Origin of the sequence: Burkholderia sp. 9779_493 (assembly GCF_015712215.1) — a bacterium.
GTDB lineage: Bacteria > Pseudomonadota > Gammaproteobacteria > Burkholderiales > Burkholderiaceae > Burkholderia > Burkholderia cenocepacia.
In genome coordinates this window covers 125,991-138,645 of record NZ_JACCQA010000017.1, presented here as the reverse complement: position 1 = coordinate 138,645, position 12,655 = coordinate 125,991, and the positions used below count along the sequence as shown (strand labels likewise).

The window sequence follows — 12,655 nt, the reverse complement described above, 5'->3', positions numbered from 1 at the left end:
AATGCGGCCGTCACGAACCGGTCGGCCGGGAGCCCGCGCGCGTTGCGCGGCTCCGGCCGGCCCAGCCAAACCGAAACATGTTCAACGTCGTCCTCGTCGCCCCCGAAATTCCGCCGAACACCGGCAACGTGATCCGCCTGTGCGCGAACACCGGCGCGCACCTGCACCTGATCGAGCCGCTCGGCTTTCCGCTCGACGACGCGCGCATGCGTCGCGCCGGCCTCGACTATCACGAGTATGCGCAAATGCGCGTGCACCGCGACTGGGACGCATTCGTCGCCTCCGAAGCGCCCGATCCCGCGCGAATGTTCGCGTTCACGACGCGCGGCTCGGGCCGCTTCCACGATCGTGCGTTCCTGCCCGGCGACTGGTTCGTGTTCGGCTCGGAAACGCGCGGCCTGCCGGCCGAGCTGCTCGAACGCTTCCCGAACGAACAGCGCGTGCGCCTGCCGATGCGACCCGACAACCGCAGCCTGAACCTGTCGAACACGGTCGCGGTGGTCGTGTTCGAGGCGTGGCGCCAGGCCGGCTTCGAAGGCGGCGCCTGACGCTCGCCGCGCGCGGCGTCGAACGCGTCAGGTTCGCGCGAGCCGTGCGCGGTACAGGTCGTAGATATCGGGGGAAAAGCACGCGAACACCACGCGTGTGAGGTTCGGCGCCTGCGCGAGCATCTCGGCGACGGTGCCGACCGCGATATCGACGGCGGCTTCGGCCGGATAGCGGTAGACCCCGCAACTGATCGCCGGGAACGCGATCGACGTCGCGGCGACTTCCTCAGCCAGCTCGATCGCGCGCCGGTAGCACGACGCGAGCAACTCGGCCTCGCCACGCGCGCCGCCGTACCAGACCGGCCCGACCGCGTGGATCACATAGCGCGCCGGCAGCCCGTGGCCGCGCGTGAGCTTCGCGTCGCCGGTGTCGCAGCCGCCGAGCGTGCGGCACTCGGCGAGCAGGCCGGGGCCGGCCGCGCGGTGAATCGCGCCGTCGACACCGCCCCCGCCGAGCAGCGAGCCGTTCGCGGCGTTGACGATCGCGTCGACCTCGAGCGTCGTGATGTCGACGACTTGCGCATCGAGCGTGGTGGAATGGATCTGCAGCATGACGACCTCGCGGAACGCCGGAGATTGTTCAAGCGTAGTCCGCTTTGGCGCCGCGCGCCCGGCGCAACCGTGCCGGGCGAACCCGGCTCGCGCTACTCGGCGCGCGCGTCGCGGCGCAACAGGCCGCTGACGGCGTCGCGCGGCGCGATGCCGTCGAACAGCACCCCGCACACGGCTTCCGTGATCGGCATTTCGATCGATTGCGCGCGCGCGAGCGCCAGCACGGCCTGCGCGCAGCGCACGCCTTCGGCCACGTGGCCGAGCGCGCCGAGGATGTCGTTGAGCGTGCGGCCGGCCGCCAGTTGCAGGCCGACCGTGCGGTTGCGCGACAGGTCGCCCGTCGCGGTGAGGATCAGGTCGCCGAGGCCCGTGAGGCCCGTGAAGGTTTCCGCGCGGCCGCCGAGCGCCACGCCGAGCCGCGACATTTCGGCGAGGCCGCGCGTGATCAGCGCGGCGCGCGCGTTCAGCCCGAGGCCGAGGCCGTCGGAAATGCCGGTCGCGATCGCCAGCACGTTCTTCACCGCGCCGCCGACCTCGACGCCGACCACGTCGTCGCCCGTATAGATCCGCATCGCGCCGTGATGGAACGCGGCGAGCGTGCGCTCGCGGCATCCGGCCGACGTGCTCGCCACCGTCAACGCGACGGGCAGCGACTGCCCGACCTCGCGCGCGAAACTCGGGCCCGACAGCACGCCGTTGCTCTGCTGTCCGGGCAGCTCGGCCGCGATCACCTGATGCGGCAGCAGGTGCGTGTCGGCCTCGAAGCCCTTGCAGACCCAGACGATATGCGCGGGCACGCAGCCGGCGTCGCGCATCGCGTGACACAGCGTGCGCAGCCCGGCCACCGGCGCGGCGATCACGCACAGCGCGTCGTCCGCGGCGCCATGCGCGAGCGCGACGCCGAGATCGGCGTCGTAGCGCAGCGCGTCAGGCAACGCGATGCCGTCCAGATAGCGGGAATTTTCGTGCCGGGCCTGCAGCCCGGCGATGAGCGCGGCGTCGCGCGCCCACAAAAGCGTATCGTGCCGCGCGGCCAGATGGCCCGCGAGCGCGGTGCCCCAGGCACCGGCGCCGAGAACGGCTACTTTCATACCCAGCACCGGTCCGAGCGAAACGTCAGTTCAGCGTCGTGCCATTCGGCGCGCCGTTCGGTGCGCCTGCCGCACCAGCCTGCTGCTGGAGCTGCGCGAGACGCTGCTCGTACAGCGCCTGGAAGTTGATTTCCGCGAGGTGGATCGGCGGGAAGCCGGCGCGCGTGATCGCGTCCGCGATGTTCGAGCGCAGGTACGGGAACAGGATCGTCGGGCATGCGATGCCGACGAGCGGGTCGAGCTGTTCGTCCGGAATGTTGCGAATGTCGAAAATGCCGGCCTGCTTCGCTTCGATCAGGAACGCGACCTTGTCCTTCACCTTCGCGGTGACGGTACCCGACACGACGACTTCGAACACGCTTTCCGCGAGGCGATCGGCCTTGACGTCGACTTCGACTTCAACCGACGGCATGTCCTGCTCGAGGAAGATCGCCGGCGAATTCGGCTGCTCGAGCGACATATCCTTCAGGTAGACGCGCTGGATGTTGAAGAACGGTTGGTTTTCGACGTCGGACATGGTGTTTCCCTAAAAGTGGTGACGGGGCGGCCCGGCTGTTCGCCGGCCGCCACGGATGAATCCTGCGCGCCCAAGCCGCGGCGCGGCCGGCGGCCATTCTGCCCTAATCAGGCCGCTTGCAGAAGCGGCACGAGGCCGCCTTCGCGGTCGAGCTTCGACAGATCGTCGTAGCCGCCGACGTGCGTGTCGCCGATATAGATCTGCGGCACCGTGCGGCGCCCCGTGCGCGTCATCATTTCCTCGCGGCGGGCCGGATCGCGATCGATCAGCACCTTTTCGATCTGCTCGACGCCGCGCAGCTTCAGCAGGCGCTCGGCCTGCATGCAATACGGACACACCTGCGTGCTGTACATCAAAACCTTGTTCACTTCGCCACTCCTTGTTTGACGACCGGCATCCCGGCCTGCTGCCAGGCGGCCACGCCGCCTTCGAGCACGTGCACCTCGGCGTAACCCGCCGCCTCGACCTCGCGCGCCGCCTTCTGCGACTGCTGGCCGTTCTGGCAGACGAGCAGCACCGGGGTGCTCTTGTTCTTCGCGACCTGCGCAATTTTCGCGCCGATCTCGCCCGCCGCGACCTGACGCGCCGACGGCAGGTGGCCGGCGGCGAAGTCGGACGCGGCGCGCAGGTCGATCACGACCGCGTTGCGGCGATTGATGAGCTGCGTCGCCTCGGCGGCCGACAGGCCGCCGCGGCCGCGGCGCAGGGCCGGCCATGCGAGCAGGCCGCCGGAAACCAGCAGGATCGCGATAAGGGCCAGGTTCGTGTAATTGGTAAAGAACGTCACGGAATGCCGCCGGAAAAAGAGAAATCGGATGAGGACAATCCCGCCATTATAAAATAACCGTCTTGCGCGATGTCGGGCCCCGGTTCGGTCCCGTGCGACGCGCCCCGCTTCCCTATCACTACCGACCGCAAGATCCATGTACAAACTCGTTCTCATCCGCCACGGCGAATCGACGTGGAACAAGGAAAACCGCTTCACCGGCTGGGTCGACGTCGACCTGACCGAACAGGGTCGCAACGAGGCCTATCAGGCCGGCGAATTGCTCAAGGAGGCCGGCTACACGTTCGACATCGCGTACACGTCGGTGCTCAAGCGCGCGATCCGCACGCTGTGGCACGTGCAGGACAAGATGGACCTGATGTACCTGCCGGTCGTCCATTCGTGGCGCCTGAACGAGCGCCACTACGGTGCGCTGTCGGGCCTGAACAAGGCGGAAACGGCCGCCAAGTTCGGCGACGAGCAGGTGCTCGTGTGGCGTCGCAGCTACGACACGCCGCCGCCCGCGCTCGAGCCGACCGACGAACGCGCGCCGTTCAACGACCCGCGCTACGCGAAGGTGCCGCGCGAGCAGCTGCCGCTCACCGAGTGCCTGAAGGACACGGTCGCGCGCGTGCTGCCGCTGTGGAACGAGTCGATCGCGCCGGCGGTGCGCGCCGGCAAGCAGGTGCTGATCGCCGCGCACGGCAACTCGCTGCGCGCGCTGATCAAGTACCTCGACGGCATCTCGGACAGCGACATCGTCGGCCTGAACATCCCGAACGGCGTGCCGCTCGTCTATGAGCTCGACGAAAACCTGAAGCCGATCAAGCACTATTACCTCGGCGACCAGGAAGCGATCGCGCAGGCGCAGGCCGCCGTCGCGAAGCAAGGCAAGGCGGGCTGACGCCCGACGCGGCGGGCAGGCCCGGTTCCGGCGCGGCGCGCCCGGCCCCGGTCGCCCGCTGCACGCTGCACGCTGCACGCCGCGCGAACCTTCGCGGCCCCGCTGCGGTCGAACCCGCTTTCGAACCGCAGCGCCCCCGCCGGGGCCTCTGCGGCCTTTTCGACGCTTTTCGCGCCGTTCCACTGAGTTATCGGACGAACAGTTATACTTGTCCGCTACATCCCCGCTACCGCCACGCGCTTCCCGACCGCACCAGACTCTCTATGCGAATGAATTTGAAGAACATCGGCCTGATTGCCGCGGGCCTCGCCACGGGCGTGTTCGCCACGCTGCAGGTTTCCGCATCGGCCGAGCAGACCGCCACGGCGCCGCTTCCCCTCGACCAGCTCCGCCTGTTCGCGGAGGTATTCGGGCAGATCAAGCGCGAGTACGTCGAACCGGTCGACGACAAGAAGCTGCTGACGGCGGCGATCAAGGGCATGGTGTCGAGCCTCGATCCGCACTCGTCGTTCCTCGACAAGACCGACTATGACGAGCTGCAGGAGCAGACGAAGGGCCGCTTCGCGGGTCTCGGCATCGAGATCTCGCAGGAAGACGGCCTCGTCAAGGTGATCTCGCCGATCGAGGACACCCCCGCGTTCCGCGCCGGCATCCGTCCGGGCGACCTGATCACGCGCATCAACGACAAGCCGGTGCGCGGCATGACGCTCGACAAGGCCGTCAAGCAGATGCGCGGCGAGCCGGGCACCAAGGTCACGCTGACGATCTTCCGCAAGAGCGACGACCGCACGTTCCCGGTCACGGTCACGCGCGCGATCATCAAGGTCCAGAGCGTGAAGATGAAGATGCTCGATCCGGGCTACGCGTATGTCCGCATCACGAGCTTCCAGGAGCGCACGACGCCCGATCTCGCGCAGAAGCTGCAGGACATCGCGCGCCAGCAGCCGAACCTGAAGGGCCTCATCCTCGACCTGCGCAACAACGGCGGCGGCCTGCTGCAGAGCGCAGTCGGCGTGGCCGGCGCGTTCCTGCCGCCCGACTCGGTCGTCGTGTCGACCAACGGCCAGATCCCCGATTCGAAGCAGGTCTACCGCGATACGTACGACAACTATCGCCTGCCGTCCTTCGACGGCGATCCGCTGAAGAACCTGCCGCCGATCTTCAAGACCGTGCCGATGATCGTGCTGACGAACGCGTATTCGGCGTCCGCGTCGGAAATCGTCGCCGGTGCGCTGCAGGATTCGAAGCGCGCGCAGATCATGGGCAAGACGACGTTCGGCAAGGGTTCGGTGCAGACGGTGCGCCCGATGACGGCCGACACCGCGCTGCGTCTGACCACCGCGTACTACTACACGCCGAGCGGCCGCTCGATCCAGAACAAGGGCATCACGCCGGACGTGCCGGTCGATCAGTACGCGGACGGCGATCCGGACGACGTGCTCGTGACGCGCGAGGTCGACTACACGAACCACCTCGCGAACACGCAGGATCCGAACGAGAAGAAGGAGCAGGAAGAACGCGAACAGCGCCGGATGGATCAGCTGCGCATTCTCGAAGAGCAGAACGACAAGAAGACACCGGAGCAACGCCAGAAGGATCGCGATCGCAAGCCGATCGAGTTCGGCAGCGCCGACGACTTCATGATGCAGCAGGCGCTCAACAAGCTCGAAGGCAAGCCGGTCCAGGAATCGAAGTCGCTGCTCGCCGAGAGCACGACCAAGAGCCCGGCCGCGAAGGCGGCGACGGCGTCGAAGGCATCGGGCGCAAGCGCCGCGAAGCCGGCTTCCGCACCGAAGCCCGCATCCGCGCCGAAGTAAGCGCCGGCCGGCATCGAACGGGCCATCGCGGGAAGACCGCGATGGCCCGTTTTTCATGCGCGCCTAAAATAACGAACGTCCGCCCGCCTCGCTCACGACTCCCCATGAACGACGATCAACTCCTTCGCTACTCCCGCCACATCCTCGTCGACGAGATCGGTATCGAGGCGCAGCAGCGCTTTCTCGATGCGCATGCGATCGTCGTCGGCGCGGGCGGCCTCGGCTCGCCGGCCGCGATGTATCTCGCGGCGTCCGGAGTCGGCACGCTCACGCTCGTCGACGCCGACACGGTCGACCTCACGAACCTGCAGCGGCAGATCCTGCACGTGACGGCCTCGGTCGGCCGCAGCAAGGTCGAGTCGGGGCGCGACGCGCTCGCGCAACTGAACCCCGAGGTGACGGTGAACGCGGTCGCGGAGCGCGTCGACGATGCGTGGCTCGACGCGCACGTGCCGCATGCGAGCGTCGTGCTCGACTGCACCGACAACTTCGCGACGCGGCACGCGATCAATCGCGCGTGCGTCGCACACGGCGTGCCGCTCGTGTCGGGCGCCGCGCTGCGCTTCGACGGCCAGATCAGCACGTTCGACTTCCGCGACGCGGCCGCGCCCTGCTATGCGTGCGTGTTCCCGGAAGACCAGCCGTTCGAGGAAGTCGCGTGTTCGACGATGGGCGTGTTCGCGCCGACCGTCGGGATCATCGGCGCGATGCAGGCGGCCGAGGCGCTGCGCGTGATCGGCGGCATCGGCAAGACGCTCAACGGCCGGCTGATGATGCTCGATTCGCTGCGGATGGAATGGACGACGATGAAAATCGCGCGCCAGGCCGACTGCCCCGTGTGCGGGGGTCGGCACTGACACGCGACGGGCATGCGCTGGACGCGCATGCGTGACACTTCGCGACAGTTGGCGGCGACGAAAACGCCTACGCGGCCGCGTCCGCCCGCGGCTCGGCGACCGACAGCCGCTGCAGCGCCGCCTGCACTTCCTCCGGCTCGAACGCGGCCAGCACGTCGGCCGTCGGCTTTTCGAGCGCCTTCAGGTGCGCGCGCAGGATCTCCTGCTTCACGACGAGCAACTGACTCGGGTGCATCGAGAACTCGGTGAGCCCCATCCCGAGCAACAGGCGCGTGAGCGCCGGGTCGCCCGCCATCTCCCCGCACACCGACACCGACACGCCCGCGCGCTTCGCTTCGCGCAGCGTGTACGCGATCAGATGCAGCACGGCCGGATGCAGCGGATCGTACAAGTGCGCGACCGCGTTGTCCGCGCGATCGATCGCGAGCGTGTACTGAATCAGGTCGTTCGTGCCGATCGACAGGAAGTCGAAGCGCTTCAGGAACAGCGGCAGCGCGATCGCCGCGGCCGGGATCTCGATCATCGCGCCGAGGCGCACGTTCGGATCGTATGCGAGCCCCGCGTCGTCGAGCTGGCGCTTCGCCTCGCGGATCAGGTCGAGCGTCTGGTCGATCTCCTGCGCATGCGCGAGCATCGGGATCAGGATCTTCACCTGGCCGAACGCGGACGCGCGCAGGATCGCACGCAACTGCGTGAGGAACATCTGCGGCTCGGACAGGCTCCAGCGGATCGCGCGCAGCCCGAGCGCCGGGTTCGGCGCCGTTTCGTAGCCTTCGTCGAGCGCCTCGAGCGGTTTATCGGCGCCGACGTCGATCGTGCGGATCGTCACCGGCATGCCCTTCATCCACTCGACGGCCCGCTTGTACGCGGCGAACTGCTCCTCCTCTTCCGGCATCTCCTTCTGATGCATGAACAGGAACTCGGAGCGGAACAGGCCGACGCCGACCGCGCCGGCCTCGACGGCCGCCTTCGCGTCGTCGGGCAGCTCGATGTTCGCGTACAGCTCGATCTTCGTGCCGCACAACGTTTGCGTCGGCGAGAACTTCAGGCGCTGCAGCTTGCGTTGCTCCAGCAGCTTCTCGGACTGGCGGTACGAATATTCCTCGAGGACGATCGGCGCCGGATCGACGATCACGATGCCCTGGTCGCCGTCGACGATGATCAGGTCGTCCTGGCGGATCAGCGAGCTCGCATGCTGGACGCCGACCGCGGCCGGAATGCCGAGGCTGCGCGCGACGATCGCCGTGTGCGACGTGCGCCCGCCGAGATCGGTGACGAACGCCTGGAACGACTGCGTCTTGAACTGCATCATGTCGGCTGGCGCGATGTCGTGCGCGACGACGATCATGTCGTTCGTGCCGTTCCTGGCCGCGCCGTCGAGCGCCTGCGACGCGGACGGCGCACCGGCGAGCGCCTTCAGCACACGCTCGACCACTTGCTCGATGTCGGCCTTGCGCTCGCGCAGGTACTCGTCCTCGATGTCGTCGAAATGGCGCGTCAGCAGTTCGAGTTGCTCGGTCAGCGCCCATTCGACGTTGTAGCGGCGCGTGCGGATCAGGTCGATGGTTTCCTGCACGAGCATCTCGTCGCTCAGGATCATCGTGTGGACGTCGATGAATGCGCCGACTTCGCTCGGGGTGTCGTCGGTCAGGTCGGCGCGCAGCGCTTCGAGCTCGCGACGCACGACGTCGAGCGCCGTGCGGAATCGCTCCACTTCGGCGTCGATCTGGTTGGCCTCGATCAGGTAATGGGCGACGTCGAGCGCCGCCGGCGCGATCAGATACGCTCGCCCGATCGCGATACCTCGTGAGACGGGAATGCCATGCAGCGTGAAGGACACGCGCACCTCCTCTGTACAAGTAAAGCCGCGGCACACTGCTGCGATGCGCTTATGACCCCGGTTAGCGATTATAAATTCCGCGACTCCCTGCTGACTGCATGCAGCGCAGCATTGCGCATTCCGCATCAATGCTTCCGACGAAAAAAATGCCGCGAGATCCGCGGCATTCTGACTGGAAACGGCAATGATTCCGCGTCGCGATCACTGGCCTTCGCCGAACTTGTCGGCGATCAGCTTCAGCAGCGCGTCCATCGCTTCCCGCTCGTCGGGCCCTTCGGTTTCGATCGTCACGGTGCTGCCGATGCCGGCCGCCAGCATCATCACGCCCATGATGCTCTTCGCATTGATCTTGCGCCCGTTGCGTGTCATCCAGACTTCGGACTGGAAGTTGCCGGCCAGTTGCGTAAGCTTGGCCGATGCGCGCGCATGGAGCCCCAATTTATTGACGATGGTGGTTTCTTGTTGAAGCATGATTCTCGGTCGGGTCGGTCTGGACCGCCGGCGGCACGCGTCGGCGGGTCGGTCTAAAACGGAAAACGGCGGCTCAGTGCGATTCGGTGCGCGGTTGCGGCTCCGGCGGAATCGGCGCGCACTGGCCGCAGCCGGTTTCCGTCGGCGGCGGCGGCGTGCCGGACGACACCTCGTGGACGCCCTTCGCGCCGCCGGACAGCGCCTTGTCGACCAGCTTGTCGAGCGGCACGGTGCGGTAGCAGACGGCCCGCACGAGCATCGGCAGATTCACGCCGGCCAGCACGCGCACGTTGTCGAGCTTCGCGAGCTGGCCCGCGATGTTCGCGGGCGTCGCGCCGTACATGTCGGTCAGTACGACCACGCCGTTTTCTTCCCGCAGCCGCGCGAGTTCCGCGTGCGCAAACGCCATCACCTGGGTCGGATCGCTGTCCGCCATCACGTCGATGCAGCCGATGCGGGCAGGTACGCCGCCGTAGATGTGCGCGATACAGTCCCGCAGCGCGGTGGCGAGCGGGGCGTGCGCGATGATCAGGATCCCGGCCATGTCAGATCGCTCCCGGCCGCCCCTGGCGGGCCGATACCCCGCGGCGGGGCAATGAGCGTAGCGAGTGTGGGGAACGTTTCATGTTCAGCCTTGCAACAGTGTCGGCCCGACCGCCGGGCCTTCGGTGCGCCGATCACGGCACCGGGCGAGCGGGCATTGTAGCAGGCCGGTCAAGCTGCTCCGGCGACGGGGGACCTGCGCGGCCGCCGCCGGGGTTGCGCGGGAAACGGGTCGGGCCTACGCGGCCGCACGCTCCAGCGCGTCGATGAACATCGCGGCCACGTCGAAACCCGTCTGCTCCATGATCTCGCGGAAGCACGTCGGGCTCGTGACGTTCACCTCGGTCAGCCAGTCGCCGATCGCGTCGAGCCCGACCAGCAGCAGCCCGCGCGATGCGAGCACGGGCCCGAGCGTGTCGGCGATCTCGCGGTCGCGGGCCGTCAGCGGCTGCGCGACGCCGAGCCCGCCCGCGGCGAGATTGCCGCGCACCTCGCTGCCCTGCGGAATCCGCGCGAGCGAATACGGCACCGGCTCGCCGCCGATCAGCAGGATGCGCTTGTCGCCGGCCTTGATCTCGGGAATGAACTTCTGCGCCATCACCGAGCGCGTGCCGTCGTGGCTCAGCATCTCGACGATCGAACCGAGGTTCATGCCGTCCGGCTTCACGCGGAACACGCCCATCCCGCCCATCCCGTCGAGCGGCTTCAGGATCACGTCGCCGTGCTCGGCGTGGAACGCGCGCAGCCGTTTCGCGTCGCGCGTGACGAGCGTCGGCGCGACGAACTGCGGAAACTCGCCGATCGCGAGCTTCTCCGAATGGTCGCGGATCGACTGCGCCTTGTTGAACACGCGTGCACCCGCGCGCTCGGCCAGCTCGAGCAGCCACGTCGACGTCACGTACTCCATGTCGAACGGCGGATCCTTGCGCATCAGCACCGCGCCGAACGATTCGAGACGGCGCGCGTCGACCGGGCCCGCGTCGAACCAGGTGTCGCGATGCAGGTCGTCCAGCTCGCCGACGAACGTGATGCGCCGCACGTCGGCCTCGACGGCCGACCCCGTCCACGCGAGGTGGCGCGGCTCGCACGCGTACACCGCATGCCCGCGCCGGGCGGCCTCCGCCATCATCGCGTAGGTCGAATCCTTGTAGATCTTGAAATGCTCGAGCGGGTCGGCGATAAAAAGAATGTCCATGCGGGTCCTGTACGTAGCGAAGCCGTTACACCTGGATGGCTTCGGGATCGGTCTTTTCCAGTTCGATCGACGACGCGATCAGCGACAGCCGCGCGACGACGCCGTACATGTAGAAACGGTTCGGCGGCGCGGCGCCCGGCTTGGCGCCTGCATCCGGCAGCGCGGTGTGCTCGAAGCCGAGCGGCACGTAGTGCATGCCCGGCGCGTTCAGGTTCTGGTCGCGCTCGCGGCCGCCGTGCGTGCGGTAGAAGCCGCCGACCACGTAGCGGTCGATCATGTAGACGACCGGCTCGGCCACTTCGTCGCCGACGCGCTCGAACGTGTAGACGCCTTCCTGCACGATCACGTCGCGCACCGCGAGGCCGGCCTTCGATTCGGCCATCTGCGCGCGCTCGGCCTTCGTCATGCGGCCGATCTCGGCCGCGTCGTGCACGGTCATCACGCCCCGGCCGGCGGTGCCCGCGTCGGCCTTCACGACGACGTACGGCTTCTCGCTGATCCCGTATTCGCGATACTTGCGCGCGATCTTCTTCAGCACGCCGTCGATCGCGTCGGCGAGCGCCTGCTCGCCTTCATGCGCCTGCCAGTCGACGCCTTCCACGTGCGCGAAATACGGATTCACCATCCACGGATCGACGCCGACCATCTTCGCGAACTTCTTCGCGACGTCGTCGTAGCACGAGAAATGCGTCGACTTGCGGCGCACGGCCCAGCCTGCGTGCAGCGGCGGCAGCAGGTACTGCTCGTGCAGGTTTTCCAGCACGGCCGGGATGCCGGCCGACAGGTCGTTGTTCAGCAGGATCGAGCACGGATCGAAATTCTTCAGGCCGAGGCGGCGCTGCGAACGCTCGAGCGGTTCGAGCACGATCTTCTGGCCGTCGGCCAGCGTGATCGGCGTCATGTCGGTGATGCTCGGGTCGAGCGAGCCGAAGCGCACGTTCAGGCCGGCCTGGCGCATGATCGTCGCGAGGCGCGCGACGTTTTCCAGGTAGAACGCGTTGCGGGTCGGCAGCTCGGGAATCACGAGCAGATTCTTCGCGTCCGGGCAGATTTTCTCGATCGCGGCCATCGCGGCCTGCACGGCGAGCGGCAGCACTTCGGACGGCAAATTGTTGAATGCGCCGGGAAACAGGTTCGCGTCGACGGGCGCCAGCTTGAAGCCGGCATTGCGCAGGTCCACCGAACAATAGAACGGCGGGGTGTGTTCCTGCCATTCGAGCCTGAACCAGCGTTCGATCGCAGGCGTCGCGTCGAGGATCTTCTGCTCGAGTTCGAGCAGCGGACCGTTCAACGCGGTAACGAGGTGGGGAACCATGAATCACTCGCGAGCGGGAGAATGAAGATTGTAGAGCAATTGCCTTGCCCATTTGGGGATTGTTCCCGGCTTCGCAAGGATATCGAGGAACTTTTCGGCTATTGACCCGATAGAGTGAAGGGTTATCCGCTACGACAGCGGGTGACAGGAGAAAAAAAGCCCGCCGGGTGGGCGGGCCGAAGTCGCTGCGCTCATTCGGAGCGGGCGCCGTCGTCGCGGCGGCCCGCCGTTGATTCGTA

General features: G+C 67.3%; 14 protein-coding genes. 4 read left to right on the top strand and 10 right to left on the bottom strand.

Features of this window, described 5'->3' with window-relative positions; translation table 11 throughout:
- The first annotated feature begins 77 nt into the window (after positions 1 to 77).
- Positions 78 to 548, top strand: coding sequence for a tRNA (uridine(34)/cytosine(34)/5-carboxymethylaminomethyluridine(34)-2'-O)-methyltransferase TrmL (gene trmL / locus H0X95_RS19515; protein WP_034201336.1), 471 nt, complete (start codon positions 78 to 80; stop codon positions 546 to 548).
- A gap of 27 nt (positions 549 to 575) precedes the next feature.
- On the opposite strand, the gene H0X95_RS19510 is transcribed toward trmL, so the two are convergent.
- The 5 genes from H0X95_RS19510 to H0X95_RS19490 all read right to left on the bottom strand — a co-directional run bounded on the left by H0X95_RS19510 (position 576) and on the right by H0X95_RS19490 (position 3,495).
- Entirely contained in the window at positions 576 to 1,100 is a 525-nt protein-coding gene (locus H0X95_RS19510) for an O-acetyl-ADP-ribose deacetylase (RefSeq protein ID WP_006481556.1), read from the bottom strand.
- A 92-nt stretch (positions 1,101 to 1,192) separates the two neighbouring features.
- Positions 1,193 to 2,191: an NAD(P)H-dependent glycerol-3-phosphate dehydrogenase gene (locus H0X95_RS19505; RefSeq protein WP_006499050.1), complete on the bottom strand. Its 999-nt coding sequence runs from the start codon at positions 2,189 to 2,191 to the stop codon at positions 1,193 to 1,195.
- A gap of 25 nt (positions 2,192 to 2,216) precedes the next feature.
- Positions 2,217 to 2,708, bottom strand: a complete 492-nt coding sequence (gene secB, locus H0X95_RS19500; RefSeq protein ID WP_006481561.1) for a protein-export chaperone SecB — start codon at positions 2,706 to 2,708, stop codon at positions 2,217 to 2,219.
- A 107-nt stretch (positions 2,709 to 2,815) separates the two neighbouring features.
- Positions 2,816 to 3,076 (bottom strand): glutaredoxin 3, encoded by a 261-nt coding sequence (grxC, locus tag H0X95_RS19495; protein ID WP_006477722.1) that lies wholly within the window; start codon positions 3,074 to 3,076, stop codon positions 2,816 to 2,818.
- Entirely contained in the window at positions 3,073 to 3,495 is a 423-nt protein-coding gene (locus tag H0X95_RS19490) for a rhodanese-like domain-containing protein (protein WP_006481558.1), read from the bottom strand. Before H0X95_RS19490 ends, grxC begins: the two co-directional genes overlap by 4 nt.
- Before the next feature lie 136 nt (positions 3,496 to 3,631).
- Between H0X95_RS19490 and gpmA the strand changes: the two genes are divergently transcribed.
- From gpmA to H0X95_RS19475, 3 genes are all read left to right on the top strand, one after another.
- Positions 3,632 to 4,378, top strand: a complete 747-nt coding sequence (gene gpmA / locus H0X95_RS19485; RefSeq protein ID WP_006481562.1) for a 2,3-diphosphoglycerate-dependent phosphoglycerate mutase — start codon at positions 3,632 to 3,634, stop codon at positions 4,376 to 4,378.
- A 263-nt stretch (positions 4,379 to 4,641) separates the two neighbouring features.
- On the top strand, positions 4,642 to 6,195 hold the full coding sequence (locus H0X95_RS19480) for a S41 family peptidase (protein ID WP_006487071.1): 1,554 nt from the start codon (positions 4,642 to 4,644) through the stop codon (positions 6,193 to 6,195).
- 104 nt (positions 6,196 to 6,299) lie between these two features.
- A complete protein-coding gene (locus H0X95_RS19475) occupies positions 6,300 to 7,052 on the top strand; it encodes a HesA/MoeB/ThiF family protein (protein ID WP_006487067.1) in 753 nt (250 codons plus the stop codon).
- Positions 7,053 to 7,119: 67 nt separating this feature from the next.
- Here H0X95_RS19475 and ptsP read toward each other — a convergent pair whose 3' ends face one another.
- The 5 genes from ptsP to gshA all read right to left on the bottom strand — a co-directional run bounded on the left by ptsP (position 7,120) and on the right by gshA (position 12,416).
- Positions 7,120 to 8,892: a phosphoenolpyruvate--protein phosphotransferase gene (gene ptsP / locus H0X95_RS19470; RefSeq protein WP_006487070.1), complete on the bottom strand. Its 1,773-nt coding sequence runs from the start codon at positions 8,890 to 8,892 to the stop codon at positions 7,120 to 7,122.
- A gap of 201 nt (positions 8,893 to 9,093) precedes the next feature.
- Positions 9,094 to 9,363, bottom strand: coding sequence for an HPr family phosphocarrier protein (locus tag H0X95_RS19465; RefSeq protein ID WP_006477716.1), 270 nt, complete (start codon positions 9,361 to 9,363; stop codon positions 9,094 to 9,096).
- 73 nt (positions 9,364 to 9,436) lie between these two features.
- Complete coding sequence (locus tag H0X95_RS19460) at positions 9,437 to 9,907, bottom strand: PTS sugar transporter subunit IIA (RefSeq protein WP_006487073.1); 471 nt, start codon at positions 9,905 to 9,907, stop codon at positions 9,437 to 9,439.
- 237 nt (positions 9,908 to 10,144) lie between these two features.
- Complete coding sequence (gshB, locus tag H0X95_RS19455; protein WP_006499053.1) at positions 10,145 to 11,101, bottom strand: glutathione synthase; 957 nt, start codon at positions 11,099 to 11,101, stop codon at positions 10,145 to 10,147.
- Positions 11,102 to 11,126: 25 nt separating this feature from the next.
- Positions 11,127 to 12,416: a glutamate--cysteine ligase gene (gene gshA, locus H0X95_RS19450; RefSeq protein ID WP_006477713.1), complete on the bottom strand. Its 1,290-nt coding sequence runs from the start codon at positions 12,414 to 12,416 to the stop codon at positions 11,127 to 11,129.
- Positions 12,417 to 12,655: the final 239 nt, after the last annotated feature.